At 71.7% G+C, this 21,766-nt stretch carries 19 protein-coding genes; 5 read left to right on the forward strand and 14 right to left on the reverse strand.

Translation table 11 applies throughout. The annotated features are described in order from the left end of the window. Nucleotides 1–73 precede the first annotated feature (73 nt). Together F0U47_RS09535 and F0U47_RS09540 are read left to right on the forward strand one after the other, a co-directional pair. On the forward strand, nucleotides 74–1,561 hold the full coding sequence (locus F0U47_RS09535) for an FAD-binding protein (RefSeq protein WP_149750036.1): 1,488 nt from the start codon (nucleotides 74–76) through the stop codon (nucleotides 1,559–1,561). Between the two features lie 12 nt (nucleotides 1,562–1,573). Continuing rightward, entirely contained in the window at nucleotides 1,574–2,749 is a 1,176-nt protein-coding gene (locus tag F0U47_RS09540; RefSeq protein WP_246159542.1) for an aminotransferase class I/II-fold pyridoxal phosphate-dependent enzyme, read from the forward strand. 4 nt (nucleotides 2,750–2,753) lie between these two features. Here the strand turns inward: F0U47_RS09540 and F0U47_RS09545 are convergent, their stop codons facing one another. Next, nucleotides 2,754–4,160: a vWA domain-containing protein gene (locus tag F0U47_RS09545; protein WP_149750037.1), complete on the reverse strand. Its 1,407-nt coding sequence runs from the start codon at nucleotides 4,158–4,160 to the stop codon at nucleotides 2,754–2,756. Continuing rightward, a complete protein-coding gene (locus F0U47_RS09550; protein ID WP_149750038.1) occupies nucleotides 4,157–5,080 on the reverse strand; it encodes an AAA family ATPase in 924 nt (307 codons plus the stop codon). Before F0U47_RS09550 ends, F0U47_RS09545 begins: the two co-directional genes overlap by 4 nt. A 169-nt stretch (nucleotides 5,081–5,249) precedes the next feature. On the opposite strand from F0U47_RS09550, the gene F0U47_RS09555 reads away from it, so the two are divergent. Further along, a complete protein-coding gene (locus F0U47_RS09555) occupies nucleotides 5,250–5,651 on the forward strand; it encodes a hypothetical protein (protein WP_149750039.1) in 402 nt (133 codons plus the stop codon). 6 nt (nucleotides 5,652–5,657) lie between these two features. Here F0U47_RS09555 and F0U47_RS09560 read toward each other — a convergent pair whose 3' ends face one another. The 7 genes from F0U47_RS09560 to F0U47_RS09590 are packed head-to-tail and all read right to left on the reverse strand — an operon-like array spanning nucleotide 5,658 to nucleotide 13,252. Further along, the gene (locus F0U47_RS09560) at nucleotides 5,658–6,374 is read right to left on the reverse strand and encodes a TetR/AcrR family transcriptional regulator (protein WP_149750040.1); all 717 of its coding nucleotides are present in this window, start codon (nucleotides 6,372–6,374) and stop codon (nucleotides 5,658–5,660) included. Nucleotides 6,375–6,433: 59 nt separating this feature from the next. Continuing rightward, a complete protein-coding gene (locus F0U47_RS09565) occupies nucleotides 6,434–7,579 on the reverse strand; it encodes a CaiB/BaiF CoA transferase family protein (protein WP_149750041.1) in 1,146 nt (381 codons plus the stop codon). Further along, nucleotides 7,576–9,786, reverse strand: a complete 2,211-nt coding sequence (locus F0U47_RS09570) for an acyl-CoA dehydrogenase family protein (protein ID WP_149750042.1) — start codon at nucleotides 9,784–9,786, stop codon at nucleotides 7,576–7,578. The genes F0U47_RS09565 and F0U47_RS09570 overlap by 4 nt, the downstream gene beginning before the upstream one ends. Nucleotides 9,787–9,794: 8 nt before the next feature. Next, nucleotides 9,795–10,664 (reverse strand): SDR family oxidoreductase, encoded by an 870-nt coding sequence (locus F0U47_RS09575; protein WP_149750043.1) that lies wholly within the window; start codon nucleotides 10,662–10,664, stop codon nucleotides 9,795–9,797. 21 nt (nucleotides 10,665–10,685) lie between these two features. Beyond that, complete coding sequence (locus tag F0U47_RS09580; RefSeq protein WP_149750044.1) at nucleotides 10,686–11,555, reverse strand: MaoC/PaaZ C-terminal domain-containing protein; 870 nt, start codon at nucleotides 11,553–11,555, stop codon at nucleotides 10,686–10,688. Between the two features lie 24 nt (nucleotides 11,556–11,579). After that, complete coding sequence (locus tag F0U47_RS09585; RefSeq protein ID WP_149750045.1) at nucleotides 11,580–12,011, reverse strand: type II toxin-antitoxin system Rv0910 family toxin; 432 nt, start codon at nucleotides 12,009–12,011, stop codon at nucleotides 11,580–11,582. A 38-nt stretch (nucleotides 12,012–12,049) separates the two neighbouring features. Continuing rightward, complete coding sequence (locus tag F0U47_RS09590) at nucleotides 12,050–13,252, reverse strand: lipid-transfer protein (protein ID WP_149750046.1); 1,203 nt, start codon at nucleotides 13,250–13,252, stop codon at nucleotides 12,050–12,052. A 123-nt stretch (nucleotides 13,253–13,375) separates the two neighbouring features. On the opposite strand from F0U47_RS09590, the gene F0U47_RS09595 reads away from it, so the two are divergent. Further along, nucleotides 13,376–14,068: a TetR/AcrR family transcriptional regulator gene (locus F0U47_RS09595; protein ID WP_223162706.1), complete on the forward strand. Its 693-nt coding sequence runs from the start codon at nucleotides 13,376–13,378 to the stop codon at nucleotides 14,066–14,068. Here the strand turns inward: F0U47_RS09595 and F0U47_RS09600 are convergent. The 4 genes from F0U47_RS09600 to F0U47_RS09615 are packed head-to-tail and all read right to left on the reverse strand — an operon-like array spanning nucleotide 14,052 to nucleotide 18,976. Beyond that, nucleotides 14,052–15,656, reverse strand: coding sequence for an FAD-dependent oxidoreductase (locus F0U47_RS09600; RefSeq protein ID WP_149750048.1), 1,605 nt, complete (start codon nucleotides 15,654–15,656; stop codon nucleotides 14,052–14,054). The two genes, F0U47_RS09595 and F0U47_RS09600, sit on opposite strands and share 17 nt — an antisense overlap. Before the next feature lie 7 nt (nucleotides 15,657–15,663). Continuing rightward, nucleotides 15,664–16,623, reverse strand: a complete 960-nt coding sequence (locus F0U47_RS09605; RefSeq protein WP_149750049.1) for an AurF N-oxygenase family protein — start codon at nucleotides 16,621–16,623, stop codon at nucleotides 15,664–15,666. Between the two features lie 13 nt (nucleotides 16,624–16,636). Then, nucleotides 16,637–18,148 carry a flavin-containing monooxygenase gene (locus F0U47_RS09610; protein ID WP_149750050.1) on the reverse strand — a complete coding sequence of 504 codons (1,512 nt, stop codon included), beginning with the start codon at nucleotides 18,146–18,148 and terminating at the stop codon, nucleotides 16,637–16,639. Between the two features lie 18 nt (nucleotides 18,149–18,166). After that, nucleotides 18,167–18,976 (reverse strand): alpha/beta fold hydrolase, encoded by an 810-nt coding sequence (locus F0U47_RS09615; RefSeq protein ID WP_149750051.1) that lies wholly within the window; start codon nucleotides 18,974–18,976, stop codon nucleotides 18,167–18,169. A 317-nt stretch (nucleotides 18,977–19,293) separates the two neighbouring features. Between F0U47_RS09615 and F0U47_RS09620 the strand changes: the two genes are divergently transcribed. Beyond that, nucleotides 19,294–21,354 carry a calcium-binding protein gene (locus tag F0U47_RS09620; protein ID WP_149750052.1) on the forward strand — a complete coding sequence of 687 codons (2,061 nt, stop codon included), beginning with the start codon at nucleotides 19,294–19,296 and terminating at the stop codon, nucleotides 21,352–21,354. A gap of 72 nt (nucleotides 21,355–21,426) precedes the next feature. Here the strand turns inward: F0U47_RS09620 and F0U47_RS21805 are convergent, their stop codons facing one another. Next, nucleotides 21,427–21,642, reverse strand: a complete 216-nt coding sequence (locus F0U47_RS21805; protein ID WP_149750053.1) for a hypothetical protein — start codon at nucleotides 21,640–21,642, stop codon at nucleotides 21,427–21,429. Nucleotides 21,643–21,766 lie beyond the last annotated feature (124 nt).

A 21,766-nucleotide genomic window follows, 5' to 3' on the forward strand; every position in this document is an offset into this window, starting at 1 on the left:
GGTCCGCAGTCTATCGGTCCGTTGCCGCGGGCCTTGGGTCGCCCGAAACTGAAACGTGTTCTACATTTGTGCCATGACCGACCCCGCTGGACTGGCCATCCCCGCGACCATCCCCGTCGACGATCTCCCGGAGGACGCCGAGACCTTCGACGTGGTCGTCGTCGGGTTCGGCATCGCCGGCGGCTGCGCCGCGCTCGAGGCGGCCCGCAGCGGTGCCCGGGTGCTGCTCCTGGAGCGGGCAGCCGTCCACGGCGGCACCTCGAGCATGTCCGGCGGCCACTTCTACCTCGGCGGCGGCACCGCGGTGCAGCAGGCGACGGGCCACGAGGACTCCGTCGACGCGATGGCGCGCTACCTGATCGCCAGCACCAAGAACCCCGACGAGGAGAAGATCCGCCTCTACTGCGAGGGGTCGGTCGCGCACTTCGACTGGCTGGAGTCCCTCGGCTTCGAGTTCGAGCGGTCCTACTTCCCCGGCAAGGCGGTGATCCAGCCCGGCACCGAGGGCCTGATGTACACCGGCAACGAGAAGGTCTGGCCGTTCCGCGACGAGGTCCCGCCCGCACCGCGCGGCCACAAGGTGCCGGTCCCGGGCGACACCGAGGGCACCCGGATCGTGATGGACCTGCTGCGGGAGCGGGTCGAGGAGGCCGGGGTCGAGGTCCGCTTCGAGACCGGCGCGACGAACCTGGTGGTGACCGACGACGGCGCGGTCGCGGGCATCGGCTGGAAGAGGTTCGACGAGACCGGTGTCGTGCGGGCCGGCGCCGTGGTCGTCGCCGCGGGCGGCTACGTGATGAACCGCGCCATGCTCGAGAAGTACACCCCCGCACTGACCCACAAGCTCTTCGCGCTCGGCGGGACCTACGACGACGGGCTCGGGATCAGGCTCGGCCAGTCCGTCGGCGCTGCCCTCGAGAACATGGACGAGCCGTTCGTCACCGCGCCGTTCTACCCGCCGTCCTCGCTGGTGAAGGGCCTGATCGTCAACAAGCTCGGGCAGCGGTTCGTCGCGGAGGACAGCTACCACGCGCGGACGTCGTACTTCGTGCTGCGCCAGCCCGACTCCGCGGCGTACCTCATCGCCGACAGCGAGCACATGGAGGAGCAGCGCATGCCGCTGGTCCCGCTCAAGGACGGCTACGAGACGATCGAGGAGATGGAGGCGGCACTCGGCCTGCCGGAGGGGTCGCTGGTCGCGACGATGGCGCGCTACAACGAGCACGCCGCCCGCGGGGAGGACCCGGACTTCCACAAGCACCCCGACTGGCTGGCGCCGCAGACCGTCGGCCCGTGGGGCGTCTACGACCTCACCCTCGGCACCGCCCTCTACGCCGGGTTCACCCTCGGCGGCATGCGCACGAGCGCCGACGGCGAGGTGCTGCGGGAGGACGCGTCCGTCGTACGAGGCCTGTACGCCGCAGGCGCCTGCGCGTCCAACATCGCCCAGGACGCGGCCGGCTACTGCTCCGGCACCCAGCTGGGCGAGGGCTCGTTCTTCGGGCGTCGCGCAGGGACGCACGCCGCACGCACAGCAAGCCTCGCCGACACCCGCCGCTGACAAGATGGGCACGTGACCTCCCGCCTGGCCGCCGCGCGGCGCGCGAACGTGCCGCCGTTCCACGTGATGGACCTGCTGGCGCTGTCGGCGGAGCGGCAGCGCACGCACGGCGACGTGGTGAACCTCCTGGCCGGCCAGCCGAGCACGGGCGCGCCGCAGCCGGTCAACGCCGAGGCCGTGCGGCTGCTGGGCTCGGGCGACCCGCTGGGCTACACGCCGGCGACCGGGATCGTCGAGCTCCGGGCGGCGATCGCCGACCACCACCGGACGCACTACGGCATCGACGTGACCGCCGACGACGTGGTGGTGACGACCGGCTCGAGCGGCGGTTTCCTGCTGGCGTTCCTCGCGGCGTTCGAGGCCGGCGACCGGGTGGCGATCGCGCGGCCCGGCTATCCCTGCTACCGCAACGTCCTCACCGCGCTCGGCTGCGAGGTGGTGGAGATCCCGACCGGGCCGGAGACCCGCTTCCAGCCGTCCGTCGAGCAGCTGGCCGAGGTGCACGCCGCCGGCCCCGTCGCCGGCCTGGTCGTCGCCAGCCCGGCCAACCCGACCGGGACGATGCTGCTCCCCGACGAGCTCTCTGCGATCGCGCGGTGGTGCGAGGAGTCGGGCGTCCAGCTGGTCTCCGACGAGATCTACCACGGCATCGAGTACGCCGACGCCAAGCTGGCGCGGTGCGCCTGGGAGACGAGCCGGGAGGCGATCGTCTTCGGCTCGTTCTCGAAGTACTTCTCGATGACCGGCTGGCGTCTCGGCTGGATGCTCGCGCCCGGCCGCCTGCTGCGCGCGGTCGACGTCCTGACCGGCAACTTCAGCATCTGCCCGCCGGTGCTCGCCCAGCGCGCGGCACTCGCGGCGTTCGACGCGGCGTCGTACGCCGAGCTCGACGGGCACGTCCGGCGGTACGCCGAGAACCGCGGGCTGCTGCTGGCCGGCCTCGCGCGGCTCGGGATCGACCGGCTTGCGCCGGCGGACGGCGCGTTCTACGCCTACGCCGACGTCGGCCACCTCACCGACGACTCGATGGCCTTCGCCCGCGACCTGCTCGCCCGGACCGGGGTCGCGGTGGCGAGCGGCATCGACTTCGACACCGCCGACGGCGGCCGCTTCCTGAGGTTCAGCTTCGCCGGGACGGCGGCCGAGATCGAGGCCGCGCTGGACCGCCTGGACGGAGCCCTCGGCTAGGACCTCACAGCGCCAGGTCGTGGACGAACTCCTGGAGCTGGGTCAGGTTCCGGCACTCGATCATCGAGACGATCTCGCGGTAGGTCTGCGCAGCGGAGTCGCCCGCACCCCAGCTGCTCTGCGGCTCGGGGTTGAGCCAGTACGACCGGCGCACCGAGCCCGCGAGGCGGCGGAGCGTGGCGTCCTCGAGGTCGCTGTAGTTGCTGCGGGCGTCGCCGAGGATCAGCAGGGTGGTCTTGGGGCCGAGCGCGTCGGCGTACTCCTCCTCGAACTTGGCGAACGCCCGGCCGTAGTTGGTCCGTCCCCACAGCGCCGCGTAGCTGCTGGCGGCCGCGAGGTTCTCGAGCACCTCGACCGGGTCGGCGCCCGGCCGGAGGTGCTCGGTGACCTCGTGGACGTGGTCGATGAACGTGAACGCCCGCATGCTCTGGAAGACCTCGCGCAGGGCGAAGACGAAGAGCAGCGTGAACTGCGCGAAGTTGGCGACCGAGCCGCTGACGTCGCAGAGCACCACCAGGTCCGTCCGGTGGGGGCGCTTCGGGCGGTGGTGGGTGGTGAGCGGGACGCCGCCGGTGGCGATCGACGCCCGGACCGTACGGCGGAAGTCGAGCGCCCCTCGACGGCGGGCGTGGTGCTCCTTGGTGAGCCGGGTGGCGAGCCGGCGCGCGAGCGGGAAGATCTCCCGGCGCATCTCCACCAGGTCGCTGCGCCGGGCCGCGGTGAACGCCAGCTTGTCGATGCTGGGCCGGACGGCGACGTCGGCGACGTGGTCCGGCCCCTTCTCCTCGGCGATCCGGCGCCGGGCGTCGTCCTCCACCATCCGCGTGAACGCACCGACCCGGCGGTCGGCGAGGCGACGCGCCTCCGGCTCCCGGGCCTCCTCGCCCATCTCGCCGAGGAGCCCGCCCACCACCCGGTCGACCAGCTCCTGCGGCGCCACCCGCTGCAGCGCGGTGTAGGCAGACCACGACGACAGCCCCGGCCCACGCCCCGGCATGGAACCGAAGGTGCCGACCATCTGGGCGGCGAGCCGGCGCAGCTGCTGCTCGTCGCCGCTCTCCAGCGCCTCGGCGAGCTGGTCGCGGAACTCCTGGAGCGCGGCCGCGTTGTCCCGCACGCCCTCCGGCGCGCCGTCCTCGGGCGCCACCCCGTCCCCGACCAGCGCCGGGAAGTAGACGTCGAACAGCGCGTCGAAGGTGGTGCGTTGGGCCTGCTTCTTGACCAGCGTCGCGGCCAGGACGTCCCGCACGTGCGTGCGGTCGCCCCAGCCCACCGCGCCCAGCGCGGCGACCGAGTCGAGGTCCTCGGCCAGCGAGACGGACAGGCCGGCTCCCCGGAGCGCCTCGATGAAGGCGAGGTGCCGGTCGAGCAGGCCGGAGGTTTCGGGGGTCTCGGGGGTCTCGGGCGTCATGGCTTCCGTCGGCCGTCCAGCCTCAGCTCCTTGACGGCACGTTCCTGGTCGGACGCGTGCTTGAGCACGGCACCCAGGGTGTCGCCGATGGCCTTCTCGTCGAGGTTGCGGATCTCCAGCGCGATGAGGGTGCGCGCCCAGTCGACCGACTCGGCGATCGACGGCGCCTTCTTCAGCTCGAGGTCGCGGAGCCTGCCGACCGTGGCCACCAGCTGCTCGGCGATCTTGTCGTCGAGGTCGGGCACCTGCGCCTGCAGGATCTCGCGCTCCCGCTCCGCGTCGGGGTAGTCCAGGTGGAGGTAGAGGCAGCGGCGCTTGACCGCCTCGGAGAGCTCACGGCTCGCGTTCGACGTGAGTACGACGTACGGCCGCCGCGTCGCGGCCACCGTCCCGAGCTCGGGGATGGTGACCTGGAAGTCCGACAGCACCTCGAGCAGCAGGCCCTCGACCTCGATGTCGGTCTTGTCGACCTCGTCGATCAGCAGCACCGTCGGCTCGTCGCGCCGGATGGCGGTCAGCAGCGGCCTGGTGAGCAGGAACTCCTCGGTGAAGATGCTGTGGTCCAGGTCGTTCCATGGCTGAGTTTGGTGGCTGGGGTTGCCTTCGGTCGAGGTGCCTCGCTGGGCTCGAGCGGCTCCATAGGCCTGGATCGCTAGGAGTTGCTTCTTGTAGTTCCACTCGTAGAGCGCCCGGGCCTCGTCGAGCCCCTCGTAGCACTGCAGCCGGACCAGCTCCGCCCCGGTCGCCCGGGAGACGGCCTTGGCGAGCTCGGTCTTGCCGACGCCGGCCGGTCCCTCGAGCAGGAGCGGCTTCTCCAGCGCGCCGGCCAGGAACGAGGTCGTGGCGGTGGCTGCGTCGGCGAGGTAGCCCGCCGCGGCGAGCCGGTCGGCGGCCTGCGCCGGGGAGGAGAACCAGGTCATAGCCCCCCATCCTGCCTGGGTTTTCCAGGCACGGGTCACCCGGGTTGCCTCGTGACCCGGCGCGCTCCTGGTCGTTGAGTGGGACAACGAAGGATCCACCGGGGCGAGGGTGGGGCGGCCATCGGCCGCACTGGACATCGAGGCTGTCTCGAGGCGAAAGGAGACGACGTTGGACGCTGCCCGCAAGAGCTGGCTCATCACCGCTGCGACCTCCGTCCGCACGGCGCTCACCGCCGGCTCCCTGACCCTCCTGATGGGGCTCGGCGCCGTCAGCGTCCTCACCGCCCCGCAGCCGCCTGCGGAGCACCTCGGCCTCTCCGGCCAGGACAAGGCGACCAGCCGGCTGCTGGAGCGCAACAACTGCTCCACCACCGGGTTCAACCCCGAGGTGATCCCCACCACCGCGGTGATCCGCGACGCCGTCGGCCGCACGCGGCTCGTGACGTTCGACGAGGGCTGGGCGGTCTTCAACAACGAGCGCCCCGGCGAGCTGGTCGCCGTCTGCCTCGGCCGCGAGCGCACCGAGAGCAGCGAGCCCACCGACCGCACTGAGCGCACCCGGGCGCGCTGAGCGCTCCTAGACCCCCGAGCGCCCGGCCGCGAGCCTGTCGACCGGCACCGTCGGGTCGAGCACCACGCCGATCTCCCGGGCCTGGCCGTCGATCTGGTACCAGATCCAGCGGCTGAGCATGTTGGTGAGGCCGCGGGGGCTGAGCGCCTGGTCGGAGCGCCGGACCCACTGGTTGACGCTGCCGCGGACCTGGCCGAGGAGGCCCACCACGAGCAGGTCCAGGGTGTTCAGCTGCTCCTCGTCGAGCTCGTGGTCCAGGAGCGTCGCCCCGGCCTGGAAGAGCTCGGAGATGTCCGTGCCGAGCTGGTCCACCGCCCGGTCGAGCTCGCCGGGCTGCCCGTCGCCGAGGGCGCGCTGCGCCATCTCGTGGAGGTGGGGGTGCTCGGCGACCCACTCGACGTAGCCGCCGACGATGCTGTGGATGATCTCCTCGATGCTGCCGGACAGCACCATCGTGGAGTCCAGGACGTCGCGGATCATCCCGACGATGTGCAGCTGGACGGCACGGTTCAGGTCGACCCGGTTGCTGAAGAGGCGGTACACCACCGTGCGGACGAGACCGGCCCGCTCGGCGATCTGCTGGACCTTGAGCTCGGTGCCGAGCGGCTGCTCCTCGATCAGCTCGACGGCAGCGTTGAGCACGTGCAGGCGGCGCTCCTCGTTGTGGTCCTGCCAGCGCAGCTGCCGGCCGTCGAGACCGGGGACGCGGGGCACGTGCGGCATGGGCGAAGGGTAGACGACGGTGACGGGCAGCACCCCCTCCGTGCGCGCGGCGGGAGGCGCTACTCCACGGCGCCCGACGCACGGAGCCGGGTGACAGCGGCAGCGTCGAGACCGAGCTCCCCCAGGATCTCGTCGGTGTCGGTACCCGGACGGCGCGGTGGCCGCGGGTCGGAGGCCGGCGTCCTGCTGAAGCGGGGAGCCGGCGCCGGCTGCCGGATCCCGCCGACCACGGTGAACGTCGACCGGGCGGCGTTGTGGGGGTGCTCGTGCGCCTCGAAGGGTGAGAGCACCGGCGTCACGCAGGCGTCGGAGTCAGCGAAGACGGCGGCCCACTCGTCCCGGGGACGGGTCGCGAAGACCTCGGCGAAGTGCGCCTTCAGCTTGTCGGCCGCGTCGAAGTCGAACTGATGCGGGAGGTCCGTGTCGGCGAGGCCGAGCCTCTCCACCAGCTCGGCGTAGAAGTGCGGCTCCACGCAGCCGACCGCCACGAAACGTCCGTCCGCGCAGGCGTAGGTGTCGTAGAACGCCGCGGTGCCGTCGAAGATGTTGTGCCCCCGCTCCTGCTGCCAGAGGCCGGCGTGGTGCATGCCGTGGATGAAGGCAGTGAGGAGCGCAGAGCCGTCCACCATCGCGGCGTCCACGACCTGCCCCCGGCCGGAGCTGCTGCGCTCGTGGAGCGCGGCGAGCACGCCCATCGCCATCAGCAGCCCGCCGCCCCCGAAGTCGCCGAGCAGGTTGAGCGGCGGGACCGGCTTGCCGTCGGCGGTGCCGATCGGCTCGAGCGCCCCGGAGAGCGCGATGTAGTTGATGTCGTGACCGGCGCGGGGTGCGAGGGGCCCGTCCTGTCCCCAGCCCGTCATCCGGGCGTAGACCAGCCGGGGGTTGCGCTCGAGGCAGGCCTCCGGCCCGATGCCGAGCCGCTCGGCCACGCCCGGTCGGTAGCCCTCGACCAGCACGTCCGCCTCGTCGACGAGACGCAGCAGCACCTCGCGGCCCTCGTCGGTCTTCAGGTCGATCGCGATCGAGCGCCGGCTGCGGTCGAGGACGCCGGACGGCGCCAGCAGCCCGTCGCCACCGGGACCGGCGCGGTCGACCCGGACCACCTCGGCCCCGAGGTCGGCGAGCACCATGCAGCCGAACGGCGCCGGCGCGAGCCCGGTCAGCTCGACGACCCGGAGGTCGGCGAGCGGGCCTCCGACGGTCACCGGTCCGCGTCCCGGGGCAGGCCCAGCATCCGCTCGCCGATCACGTTGAGCTGGACCTCGGTGGTGCCGCCGTAGATCGTCGTGGCGCGGCCGGCGATCAGCTGCTCCATTGCGTGGTCGGAGCGCTCGCCCGGGATGCTGACGACACCGGCGGGTCCGAGGGTCGCGACGACGTACTCCGCGATCTTCTGGCCCATGCCCATGCCGAGCAGCTTGCCGACGCTGGAGGCGGTGCTGACGTCGGCTCCGGAGAGCTGCTTGAGCACGATCCGGGCGCTGATCAGGTCGATGGACTGGCTCTCGGCGACCAGCTCGCCGAGCTGGTGGCGGGCGACCGGCGACAGCTCACGACCGCGGGCGAAGCGCAGCAGGTCCTTGTCGCTGGCGTAGGCGTCCATCTTCTGGCTGAGGGCGACGCGCTCCCCGGCGAGGGTGGTGCGGGCGACGCCCCAACCGTGGTCGACCTCGCCGACGACGTGCTCGTCGGGCACGAAGACGTCGTCGAGGAAGACCTCGTTGAAGAGCGCCGACCCGGTCATCTCGCGCAGCGGGCGGACCGTGACACCGGGCGACTTCATGTCGAGGACGAAGTAGGTGATCCCCTCGTGCTTCGGCTTGTCCGGGTTCGTCCGCGCGATCAGCATCGCCCAGTCGGAGAACTGCGCGACCGTCGTCCAGACCTTCTGCCCGGTGACCTGCCAGCCGCCCTCGACCTTGACCGCCCTGGTCGACAGCGAGGCGAGGTCCGAGCCGGCGCCCGGCTCGCTGAACAGCTGGCACCAGACGACCTGTCCGCGCAGCGTGGGTACGACGAGCGCCTGCTTCTGCTGCTCGGTGCCGTGGGCGACGATCGCCTGCACCGCCCAGCCGCCCATCAGCAGCTGCGGCAGCGTGATCCCCGCAGCGGCCAGCTCCTGGCCGATGACGATCTGCTCGAGCGGACCGGCCGCCCGGCCGTACGGCGTCGGCAGGTGCGGCTGGACCCAGCCCCCATCGCCGAGGCGGGTCATCAGCTCCTCCTCGTCGTCGAGGCCCTGGAGCCCGGCGAGCTCGGCGCGCACCGTGGCCCGGATCTCCTCGGCCTCCTCGGGGAGCTCGAGCTCGAGCGATCGGCTGACGCCGGCCAGCGCCTGGTCGGCGACCCGCGCCGCGCGCTCCTCCCGGGAGCCGAAGAGGGCCCGCAGCGCGAGCGCGCGCCGGTAGAACAGGTGCGCGTCGTGCTCCCAGGTGAAGCCGATGCCGCCGTGGACCTGGATGCAGTCCTGGGCGACCTCGACCGCGGCCTCCGGCACGACGAGCGCTGCGACGTCGGCGGCGTAGTCTGCGGTGGCGTCGCCCTTGTCGATCGCACTGGCGGCGTCCCAGACCGCGGCGCGCGCCTGCTCGAGCGCGATCGCCATGTGCGCGCACTTGTGCTTCACGCCCTGGAACTGGCCGATGGGACGGCCGAACTGCACCCGGGTCCTGGCGTACTCCGCCGCGGTGCTCACGCACCAGGAGATGACGCCGACCGCCTCCGCACCGAGGACGACGGTGGCGATCGACCGCACCCGCGTCTCGTCGAGGTGGTCGATCACCCGGCCCGCGTCGAGCGGCAGATCGGAGACGACGACCCGGGCGGAGCCGCGCACCACGTCGATGCTGTCCTGGGGCTTGATCGCCAGGTCGGCGGCGTCGACCGCCACCCACCGGCACTCGCCCTCGAGCCGCACGGGCAGCAGGACCACGTCGGCGTGCTCCGCACCAAGGACGGCGTCGTAGGTGCCGCTGACGGTCTGCGAGGTGGCCGCGTCGGCGGCGTCCGAGGGCAGCGCCAGAGCGACGGCCGCGGTCCGGCTGCCGTCCAGCAGGCCGGGGAGCAGGTCGACGTCGGCCTTGCAGTCACCGGCGGCGAAGAGTGCCGTCGCCAGCACGGTCGGCACGAACGGGCCCGGGGCAGCCGTGCGGCCCAGCGCCTCGAGGGCGACGGCCAGCGTGAGCAGCCCACCGCCGGACCCGCCCATGTCCTCGGGCACGTGGAGCCCCAGCAGGTCCTGTCCGACCAGCGCCGGCCAGAAGGGCGGGAACTTGTCGGCGGAGCGGGCGTCGATGTCCTTGCGGACCAGGTCGGAGGTGATCGCGCTGTCGGCGAAGGAGCGGACCGCGTCGGCGAGCGCGATGTGCTCGTCGGTCAGCCCGATGCCGAGGTCGTACGACGTGCGTGCCATGGCGTGCCTCACCCGAGCCGGTCGCGGAGGATGTCGACGGTCCAGGGGCCGTCGGTCTCGATCGTGCTGACGTCGTGCCATCCCGCCAGCTCGGAGATGCCGCCCCCCTGGACGGCGTAGACCTTGCCGGTGAGCGGGCAGTCGGCGGCGGCAAGGCGAGCCACCAGCGGGGAGATGTTGGACGGCGCGAACGCGTCGAACTCCCCCTCGGGCACCTCGGCGGCGAAGAGGGCGCCCATCCCGGGCGTCGCCAGGGTCAGCCGGGTGCGGGCGATCGGGGCGATCGCGTTGACCCGGACGCCGTACCGCTCCAGCTCGTCGGCGGCGACCAGGGTCAGCGCCGCGATGCCGGCCTTGGCGGCGCCGTAGTTGGCCTGGCCGGCGTTCGGCATGAACGTCCCGGACGCGGACGCGGTGTTGATCACCGACGCGCTCACCGTCTCGCCGGCCTTCGTCAGCTGCTTCCAGTACGCCGCCGCGTGGTGGAGCGGCGCGGCGTGGCCCTTGAGGTGCACCGCGATCACGGCGTCCCACTGGCTCTCGTCCATCGAGGCGATGAAGGCGTCGCGGAGGATGCCGGCGTTGTTGACCAGGACGTGTAGCCCGCCGAAGGTCTCGATCGCCTCCCGGACCAGGTTGGCGGCGCCGTCCCAGCTGGCGACGTTGTCGGTGTTGGCGACCGCCTTGCCACCGGCAGCGACGATCTCGTCGACGACCTCTTGGGCGGGACCGCTGTCGGCGCCGCTGCCGTCGTTCCCGCCACCGAGGTCGTTGACCACGACGCTGGCGCCCTCCCGGGCGAAGAGGAGGGCGTGCTCGCGGCCGATGCCGCGGCCCGCGCCGGTGATGATGGCGACGCGTCCGTCGAGGGTTCCCATGGTGTTCCTTGTCCGAAGGGGTCAGTCGGTGATGACGGCGAGGCCGTCGCGGATGACGGCGTCGTCGCCGACGGTCGTCTCGAAGCAGTACCTGGTTGCCGGGGTGCCGTCCTCGGACCCGGCGACCCGGAAGGTCGTCGCGATGTCCTGGTCGGGCAGGACCGGCTTGGCGAAGCGGACGGCGAACCGCCGCAGCCGCTCGACCCGGCCGTCGGCGAGCTCGGTCAGGGCGGCCCACGAGGTGAAGGCCATCGTGCAGAGGCCGTGGTTGATGATCCCGGGCAGGCCGGCCATCCGCGCGATCTCGTCGTCGAGGTGGATCGGCATCGGGTCCCCGGACGCCGGGGAGTAGCGGAAGGTCTGGTCGGCGTCGACGTGCTGGGTCACCTTGGCGACCGGGGCGTCGGCGCGGAGCGCCTCGTCGTACCTGTGCCCCGGCGCCTGGTCGCCCAGCGTCTCGCCCGCGCCGACACCCCGGAAGAAGGCGGTGAGGTACTGGTCGTTGACCGGCTCCCCGGCCGCGGTGCGGGTCTCCGCGTGCACGGTCACCGTCGAGCCGGTGCCGAGGCTGGCGAAGCCGATCGGCCGTGAGCGGACGACCAGCTGGTCGCCGGCGACGATCGGCCGGTGGAAGTGGAAGTCCTGCTCCCCGTGGACCAGCTTCATCAGCAGGTCCACGGGGGCGACGGACAGCGCGGCCGGAGCCATCGAGAAGAACACGGGCACGACCGCGAACACCGGCGGCGCGACCTCGCCGCGCAGGTGCCGCTCGATCGGGTCGTTCGTGGCCGCGGCGTACTCGGCGATCCGCTCCGCGGTGACGTCGAAGCGCTCCTCGTCGGTCCAGGTGCCGAGCGCGGACGCGTCGAACTCCGCCGGGGTGAGGGTCATGTCGGTGTCCTCCTGCGCCGGCGGTCAGCCGACGAGCGCGGCGAACTTGTCGATGGACTCGTCGAGGTCCTTCTGCGCGGCCTTGCCGACGGCCGTGCCGATCGGGCCGACGATCATCGCGCCGCTGAAGCCCGCCTCGATCTCCACCTCGGAGCCGTCGCCGTCGGGCTTGATGCTGAAGTCGATCGAGACCTTCACCGCAGCCATGCCGGTGCCGGAGATCTTGACCCGGCTCTGCTCCTCGAGCTCCTCGACGGTCCACTCGATCTTGTTGGCCATGCCCATCACGGACACGACCTCGGTGAGCCGGGTGCCCTCCTCGATCCTGGTGGGCAGGTCGCCCTTCCAGCTGACGTGGAGGGTGAGCCACTCCTCCCAGGTGGGAAGGTCGAGCAGCTTCTCCCAGCCTTTCTCGACCGGGACGTTGATGTGCTTGGACACGGACACGGTTGCCATGGCGGTGCTTTCTCTTGGTGGGTGGGGTGGAGGCGCGGTCAGCGGTTGGCGGGGCGGTACGCCGAGACGACGACCGCGCCACCGAGGCCGATGTTGTGCTGGAGGGCCACGCCGTCCCTGGTCGCGGCCGAGGGGACCTGCCGCTGGCCGGCGGTGCCACGCAGCTGCCAGGTGAGCTCGCTGCACTGGGCGAGACCGGTCGCGCCCAGCGGGTGACCCTTCGAGATGAGACCGCCGGAGGGGTTGACCACCCAGCGGCCGCCGTAGGTCGTGTCTTCGTTGTCGACGAGCTTGCCGCCCTCACCCTCACCACAGAGGCCCAGCGCCTCGTAGGTGATCAGCTCGTTGGCGGAGAAGCAGTCGTGCAGCTCGATGACGTCGACGTCGTCGGCGGTGATCCCGGCCTGGGCGTAGACCTTCTCGGTCGCCTTGCGGGTCATGTCGGCGCCGACCAGCGAGATCGCGGACCTGTCGTCGAACGTGCTGCTCATGTCCGTGACCATCGCCTGGCCGACCATCTCGACGGCCTGGTCGGCGAGGTCGTGGCGGTCGACGAAGTCCTCGCTCGCGAGAATCGCCGCACCCGAGCCGTCGGAGGTCGGCGAGCACTGCAGCTTGGTCAGCGGGCCGTAGATGGTCTTCGCAGCCAGGACCTCCTCGAGGGTGTACTCGTCCTGGAACTGGGCGTAGGGGTTGTTGACGGAGTGCCGGTGGTTCTTCACGCCGATCTTCGCGAACTGCTCGGCGGTCGTGCCGTAGCGCTCCATGTGCTCCTTGCCGGCGGCGCCGAACATGTACGGCGCGGGTGGCATCGCGAACTCCTGGAGCTCGGCCAGAGCCAGCAGGTGCCGCATCATCGGCTGCTCCCGGTCGTCGAACGTCGAGCCGAGCGAACCGGGCTGCATCTTCTCGAAGCCGAGCGCCAGCGCGCAGTCGGCGGTGCCGCTGCGCACCGCCTGCGCGGCGAGGAACAGCGCCGTCGAGCCGGTGGAGCAGTTGTTGTTGACGTTGACGATCGGCAGGCCGGTCATGCCGAGCTCGTAGAGCGCCCGCTGACCGGAGGTCGACTCGCCGTACACGTAGCCGACGTAGGCCTGCTCGATCTCGCGGTAGTCGATGCCGGCGTCCTCGAGCGCCTTGGACCCCGCCTCACGGGCCATGTCCGGGTAGTCCCACTCCCGGGAGCCCGGCTTCTCGAACTTCGTCATGCCGACCCCGACGACGAACACCTTGCCACTCACGCCTGCTGCCTCCGACCTTCGCGACCACTACCTTGGACAACTTGTCCAAGGAACTCCGATGTTCCGAAAACTATGTTGGACAGGTTGTCCAGTCAAGGGGTTCGCGCAGGTATGTTGGCGTCGATGACCACGCACGCCTCCCCGCCCGCGACGGCCGACGGCCGCTCCACGCGCTGGGACGACCACAAGGCCGAGCGGCGGGAGCGGATCCTCGACGCCGCCATCGACCTGGTCGCGCGCGACGGCGGTGCGGTCGCCGTCCGCGACATCGCGGACGCGGCGCAGGTGCCGCGGTCGGTCGTCTACCGGATCTTCCGCGACCGCGACGACCTCGACGAGCAGCTGCGCACCGAGATCGTGGTGCGACTGATGGACGTGATGGCGCCGAAGCTCGCGCCGAGCGGCACCGTCCACGAGGCGCTGACCGATGCGGTGACGACGTACGTCGACTGGGTGGCCGGGCACCCCCTGCTGCACCAGTTCCTCGGCACCGGATCGACGAAGCGGCGGACCACCGGCTCCCGGGTGGTCACCGGCACCCGGACCGCGATCGCCCGGCACCTCACCACGTTGCTCCAGACCGCGGCCGCGAAGACCGGCGCCGACCCGACGGTGGCCGAGCCGGTGGCGTTCGGCGTGGTCGGCCTGATCGACGGGGCGGTCAACCGGTGGGTGCACACCGATCCCGCCGAGCGGGCGGCGGTCGACGTGCTCGCCAGTCTGCTCACCGAGTCGGTGTGGGCGGTGCTGCAGAGCCAGGCCACCGGCCTCGGGATCCGGCTGACCCGCCGGACCCGCGTCAGCGCCCTGCTCTGAGCCTCCCGCGCAACGCGTCCGCGCGGACCGGTGTCGTCGCGTCGCGCAGCGCCACCCGGTCGGTGAGCTTCACCCGCGGCCGTCCGGCGATCTCGCCCAGCGCGCGCTCGGCACGGTCGATCGCCAGCCAGCCGCGGTGGTCGACCTCGTACTCGAAGGGCGGCACCACCGTGGTCGGCGTGGGCAGGAGCCCCGCGTCGAGGTCGTCGAGCAGCCTCTCGACGGTCTCCTTCGAGCACGACTTGTTGGTGCCGAGGAAGCCGGTGGCGCCGCGCTTGATCCAGCCGCCGACGTACAGCCCGGCCTCGACCCGGCCGCCGTCGTTGGGCACCAGCGCCCGCTGCTCGTCGAACGGGAGGCCGGGGACGGGCCGCGCCCGGTAGCCGATCGCCCGGAGGACGAGGCCGGCCTCGACCAGCTCGGTGTCGCCGGTCGGCACGGCGCGGCCGTCGACGACCTCGGTGCGCACGACCTCGAGCCCCTCGACCCGCTCGTCGCCGACGATCCGCGCGGGAGCGGCGTGGAACCGCAGGACGATCCGGCGTCGGCCGGGCCTCCGCGGGCGGGACGCGAGCTCGGCGAGGACCTCGGTCTTGAGGGAGGTGACGGACACGTCGCCCTCGACCACGACGTCGACGTCGTCCAGTGCGGCGAGACCGACCAGCTCGGGCAGCGTGAACGCGGCCTCGGCGGGTCCGCGGCGCCCGAGGACGACGACCTCCCGGATCCGGCTGTCGCCGAGGGCGAGCAGCGCACGGTCGGAGATGTCGGTCGTGGCGAGCCGCCCGCGGTCCGCGGTGAGGATCCGCGCGACGTCGAGCGCCACGTTGCCGTTGCCGATCACGACGGCCCGCTCGGAGTCGAGGGGGTACCGCGCGTCGTCGGCGTCGGGGTGGCCGTTGTACCAGGCGACGAAGTCGGTCGCCGACACGCTGCCGGGCAGGTCCTCGCCCGGCACGCCGAGGCGGCGGTCGGTCGCGGCGCCGACGGCGTAGATGACGGCGTGGTACGACGACCGCAGCTCCTCGATGGTCACGTCGGTGCCGGCCTCGACGTTGAGCCGGTAGCGGAAGCCGGGCTCCCGCTCGATCTTCGAGAAGAGCTCGATGACCTGCTTGGTCCTGGGGTGGTCGGGCGCGACGCCGTACCGCGCGAGGCCATGGGGCGTCGGCAGCCGGTCGAAGACGTCCACCTCCACCCCGGGCAGCTTGAGGAGCTCGTCGGCGGCGTACAGGCCGGCCGGCCCGGCGCCGACGACCGCGACCCGGAGGCCCTCGGTGCTCGAGGCGCGGTGCCGCGGGACGAGGGCGAGCGGGCTGCGGTCGGCGTGCGGGTGGTCCTTGTAGTACGTCGCGTTCAGCTCGACGAACGGCAGCTGCGCGTCGGTCAGCTTGGTGTGCGGGAGCAGCGCGTCGACGGGGCACGCCGTGGCGCAGGCACCGCAGTCGACACAGGTGACCGGGTCGACGTACAGCATCTCCGCCTCGGCGAAGCCGGGCTCGCCGGGAGCCGGGTGGATGGCATTGACCGGGCAGGCGAGGACGCAGGCCCCGTCGCTGCAGCAGGACTGGGTGACGACGTACGGCATGGGGCTCCTAGGCAGCCTTGGGCGCCGGCTCGCTGCGGTAGCGGGCCGGGCGGCCGTCGATCCGGAGCCGCTTCCACAGCACCTTGGAGACGCGGTTCATCAGGCCGGCCTCCTCCGCCAGGACGCGGACGTCGGCGAAGAGGTCCCGGAGCAGCTTCTCGGACTCGGGGGCGTCCCAGTAGAGGTCCTTGATGACCTCCTTGGGGATGTCGTAGTGCTTGATGAAGCCGCGCGACGGCGTGGCGATGACGTCGCAGAGAACCCGCATCACGATCGGGTAGGCGACCGAGAGCAGTGCCTTGCGCGGCAGGCTCAGCGTCGGCGCCTTGCGGGCGAGGAACTCGTGCGCGAAGGAGATGTGGCGCGCCTCCTCCGCCACGTGGATCTGCATGATCCGGACCATCAGCGGGTGCAGGTCGTCGCCGGACCGGAGGATCGCCTTCTGCAGGTGGTCGATCGGCTCCTCACCGGCGAGGACGCCGGTGAAGAAGATCTCCGGCAGGAGGCGGCCGAACACCGGCAGCACCGACTGCACGACCCGGAACCAGCCCGCCGCCCCGGGGATGTCGGTGCCCGTGCGGTTCACGAACTCCTGGAACATCTGGATGTGGTGGGTCTCCTCGGTCACCTCGTGCATGAGGTACCGGAACTCGGGGCTGCCGTTCGGCACGTCCATGAGGTACTCGAGGACGCCCTTGATCAGGACGTTCTCGAACTGCCAGCCGACCTTGGTGATGTTGGCCATCCGGGCCATGCCGATCTCGATCTGCCGCTCCCGCGGCAGCGACCGGTACCACTCGTGGCCGCCGAGCGGGTCGACGCTCGGCAGGATCCACCGCTCGTCGTCGGGGACGACGGCGTACGCCGGGTCGTCCCACGGGATGTCCTTGAACGCGTTGAACGACAGCCGGACCGACCCCTCGCTCAGGGTCTGCAGCTTCTCCTCGTACGTCTGCACTGCGGTCATGCCCACTCTCCCCTCAGACGGCGGCCGCTGCCGGAGCAGCGGTCGATTCGGTGACGCTGAACTTCAGGACCGGGTCCTCGATGGCGCCGCGTCGCAGCGCGGGCGCGTCGCGGAAGTAGTCGTTGCGGATCCGCCACGGCATCCGCTTGCCCTGGCGCGGCATCACGGCGTCGCCGCGCTGGATGTAGCCCGCGCGCATCGAGTCGCCCATCACCGACACGTCGGTGCGGTCGTCGGCATCCGCCACGGGGACCACCTGGTCGTGGCCGTGCGCGTCCATGTGCTTGACCAGCCGGCAGAAGTACTCGCTCGCGAGGTCGGCCTTCAGCGTCCAGGACGCGTTGGTGTAGCCGATCACGAACATGGAGTTCGGCACTCCCTCCATCAGCACGCCCTTGTAGAGCATCCGCTCGCGGGTGTCGACGGGCACGCCGTCGACCTCGATCTCGGCGCCGCCGGCGATCTGGATCTGCAGGCCGGTCGCGCTGACGACGATGTCGGCCGGGATCTCCTCGCCGGACTTCAGCCTGATGCCGGTCGCGGTGAACCTCTCGATGTGGTCGGTCACGATCGACGCCTCACCGCGGCGCAGCACCCGGAACAGGTCACCGTTCGGCACGACGCAGAGCCGCTCGTCCCACGGGTCGTAGGACGGGGTGAAGTGCACCATGTCGACGTCCGGGCCGACCTGGGCGCGGACCCCCGCGAGCAGCAGCCGACGGGCGAGCGCCGGCTGCGCCCGGCAGAGCTTGTAGACCGCCTGCTGGAGGAGGATGTTGCGGATCCGCCCGCTTCGGTAGATCACGCGCTGGGGCACCCGCAGCCTCGCCAGCGGCGAGGCGACCGGGTCGGTCTCCGGCACCGGCATGACGTACGACGGCGAGCGCTGCAGCATCGTGACGTGCTCCGCCGCGCCCGCACCGGTCGCCATCGCAGGCACCAGGGTGATCGCGGTCGCCCCGCTGCCGATGATGACGACCCGCTTGCCGGCGTGGTCGAGGTCCTCGGGCCAGAACTGGGGGTGGACGACCTGTCCGCGGAAGTCCTCCTCGCCGGGGAAGGCGGGACGGTAGCCGCTGTCGTAGTCGTAGTAGCCGGTCGCCCCGACGAGGAACCGGCTGGTGTAGGTCTCGCGACCGCAGCCCGGGTCTTGCGTGTCGACCTCGACGGTCCACCGGCCGGCCTCCGTCGACCAGCTCGCCTTCACGACCCGGCGGCCGAACCGGATGTGCTCGGTGACGCCGTACTCGTCGGCAGTGTCGGCGACGTACTTCTTGATGCTCGGGCCGTCCGCCAGCACCTTGGTGCCGGCCCACGGCCGGAAGTTGTAGCCGAAGGTCAGCATGTCGGAGTCGGACCGGATGCCCGGGTAGGTGAAGAGGTCCCAGGTGCCGCCCACCGCCGCGCGTCGCTCGAGGATGGCGAAGGACTTGCCGGTCCCCTCGCGGACGAGGTGGCACGCGGCGCCGATGCCGGAGACGCCGGCGCCGACGATGAGGACGTCGAGGTCGTGGGTGTCTTTCACGGTCTCCCCTGGGGCAGGTCAGGCGACGTCGGCGACGGTCGCGCGCAGGCCGTGCGACGAGCCGCGAAGGAGCACGTCGACGACACCGTCCACGTCGTCGGACATCGGGACGTGACCGCTGCCGTCGAGCCAGACGTGCTCGGCCTCCGGCATCTGCTTGCGCGCGCGCCGGCCCTGGTAGGGCATCAGCACCCGGTCCTTGGTGCCCCACGCGATCGTCACCGGGATGTCCGCGGCGATGTCGCTGTCGAAGGGGACGCCTTCGCGGATGATCCGGCGCAGTGCGGGTCGGGCAGCCACCATGCAGTGGAGGTCACCGAGGAAGTGCTCGGCGTCGACGCGGTCGCCGTGGGTCATCAGCGAGCCGAGCAGCACCTTGCGCGCGAAGGCGGAGCGGGCGAGCGTCGGCGCGGCGGGCATGGCCATCCGGGCGGAGGTCTGGAGCGCGGCGAAGTGGGCGCGGATGTAGAGGAAGTCGAGGTCGCCCTTCCAGAACCCGGCGGGCGAGAGGCCGGTCGCGCTGCTCACCAGGCCGTCGGCGGCCGCCTCGAGCGCGATCCGGCCGCCGAGCGAGTTGCCGGCGATGTGGGGGCTGTCGAGGTCGAGCTCTGCGAAGAGCGCGATCAGCTCGTCCTGGAGGACGTCCTTCACCGAGCGGCCGTCGGTCACCAGCTCCGGGGACTCACCGTGGCCGGGGAGGTCGAACAGGATGACCTCGCGCTGCTCGGCCAGCCGCTCGGCGACGGGGTACCACGCCTGCCGGCGGTGGCTGATCCCGTGGACCAGGACCAGGGGCTCTCCGGCTCCGAACCGCTCGTATGCCAGCATCCGCTCTACCGCCTCACCGGGCAACGCTGCCCTTAGTTAGCTGTACACGTTGTACAGGTAGATGTTTACAGCGTCGCCGGCTTTGTCAGCGAGGGAATGTGATCCAGGCCACTGAGGACCTGGGTCACACCCACCCTCGCCCCGCTCACCCCGCCCGGGTTACGGGTCGCTTAGACGGTTGAACGCTCAACGGCGCGGAACCCGGTGCGGGCCGCTTTCCCCTCCGCGAGCCTCGGAGCCGAAAGCAGCCGCGGCCCACCGCGGATGCGCCACCCGAGCGGGAACCCTGCCGCTCGACCCTGGGGAGAGGGAGCAAAATGCGACTCACACGACTAGCCGCCGTCACCGCGGCCCCGGTGCTGCTCATGGGGTTGGCCGCCCCGAGCTTCGCCGACGACGTCTCGAACGACCTCGACGACACCGTCGACGCGGCAGCGGAGACGATGACGCTCACGGCCGGAGGCGCCAACGGCACCACCACCCTTTCGGTCACACCGCAGAACGGCGACGGCAAGAGCGGGTGCAACCTGAACCAGAACAACGGCCAGACGCTGACCCTGGCGGTGACCTCATCGGCCCCCCTGGTCGCGATCGCCACCCCGCCGACCGTCACGCTCACGTCGTGCGGCGCCTCGCCGACGGTCACCGTGACCCCGGTCGGCAACGGCAACGCGCAGGTCACCTTCACCCCGGTGGTGAACACCACCGGAGCCACGTTCGACCTGGCGCCTGCGACGTTCGACGTCAGCGTGGCCGCGGGCAACAGCGCGCCGACGGTCACCGTCTCCGGCGTCGCCGACGGCGACAGCTACGACAAGGGCAGCGTGCCCACCGCGATGTGCGACGTCACCGACACCGAGGACGGCAGCTCGTCGTTCCCCGCGACCCTCACCGAGGTCAGCGGCACGTACGCGTCGGACGGGATCGGGTCCCAGACGGCCGACTGCTCCTACACGGACGGCGGCGGCCTCAGCGACGACGCGACCGCGACCTACAGCATCGCCGACCCCAGCGCGCCGGAGATCGACTACGACGTCAGCCCGGCGACTCCGGACGGTGACAACGACTGGTACACCGGCAACGTCTCGGTGGACTGGACCGTGACCGACGCCGAGTCGGGCAACTCGGTCACGACCACCGGCTGTGACGACGTCAGCATCACTGCCGACCAGCGCGCGGCGGCCTACACCTGCTCCGCCGACAGCGCCGGCGGCCACTTCGAGGCGACGACCGGCGACATCAAGGTCGACGGCACCGTCCCGTCGCTGGGCCTCGACGACGGACCGGCCGACGGTGCGACGTACTTCTTCGGCCTGGAGACCGTGCCTGCTGCGCCGACCTGCACCGCCGACGACGTCACGTCCGGCGTGACCGTCGACGGCTGCAGCGTGGCCGGCTGGTCCGACCAGCTCGGCTCCCACACGATCACCGGCAGCGTCGAGGACAACGCGGGCAACACCGCCACGGTCACGCGCAGCTACGAGGTCGTCGAGTGCAGCCTCGAGACCAGCATGATCGGAAGCGTGTGCGCGCCCAAGTGCAACGGCGAGCTGGCCACGATCAAGGGCGCCGGCGGGGGGCCCATCGTGGGCACCGAGGGCGACGACGTGATCGTGGCCACCGACGGTGACGAGGAGATCGACAGTCTCGGCGGCAACGACGTCATCTGCGGCTTCGGCGGTGCCGACACGATCAACGCCGGCGACGGCGCCGACACCGTCTTCGGCGGCATCGGCGAGGACGTCGTCGGCGGTGACAGCGGCCAGGACTCGCTGCGTGGCGGGCCTGGCAACGACTCGCTCGAGGGCGGTGCCGACGACGACACCGTCAGCGGCGACGGGGGCGACGACACGGTCGGTGGCGGCGACGGCGCCGACGTGCTGTCCGGCAGCGCCGGGGCCGACGCCATCGACGGCGGCGCGGGCGACGACACGGTCGACGGCGGCTTCGGTGCCGACGACCTGCTCGGCAGCGGGGGCAACGACACCCTCCTCGGCAGCGCGGGAGTGGACGACCTCCAGGGCGGGGACGACGACGACACCCTCCAGGGGCACGTCGGCAACGACGTCCTCGACGGCGGCGCCGGGCAGGACACGCTGACCGGCGCCGAGGGTCTCGACGACCTCACCGGCGGCGACGGCGACGACACGGCGTACGGCGGCCTGCACGCCGACAGCGCGCACGGAGGCACCGGCAACGACACCCTCCACGGTGGCGAGGGAGCCGACGCACTGCACGGCGAGGCCGGCAACGACACCCTCAACGGCAACGCGGGTGCCGACGTCCTCGACGGCGGAGACGACGACGACCGCCTCATCGGCGGGCCCGACGCCGACACCCTCCACGGTGGCGGGGGCACCAACTTCGTCCGGCAGTAGCCGGACCTGATCTGGGGGATCCACGACCCGGGCCCACTTCGGTGGGTCCGGGTCGTGGTCCGTCGCAGCACGTCAGCTCGGGATGCCGTCCCGGTCGACGTGGACCGACTCGCAGTCGACGTACCGGTCGAGCGGGTCGCGGCGCTCGTGCCGCCGGAGGCTGATCTCGACCCAGTCGAATCCTCCGTCGCAGAAGATGACGTCCGGCTGGCCGGCGTTGGACACGTAGATCTCGTCGTCGTCCGACCCGGTGTGACCGTAGAGCGAGTCGCCCCGGGGACCGCCCATGATCGCGTCCCGACCACCCCTCCGAGGAGCAGGTCGCTGCCGCGCCCGCCCAGCACCGGTCGTGCCCCGGGCCACCGCGCAGCTCGTCGTCGCCGAGGTAGCCGTGGATCGTGTCGTCGCCACC

The organism is Nocardioides antri (assembly GCF_008373765.1).
GTDB classification, from domain to species: domain Bacteria; phylum Actinomycetota; class Actinomycetes; order Propionibacteriales; family Nocardioidaceae; genus Nocardioides; species Nocardioides antri.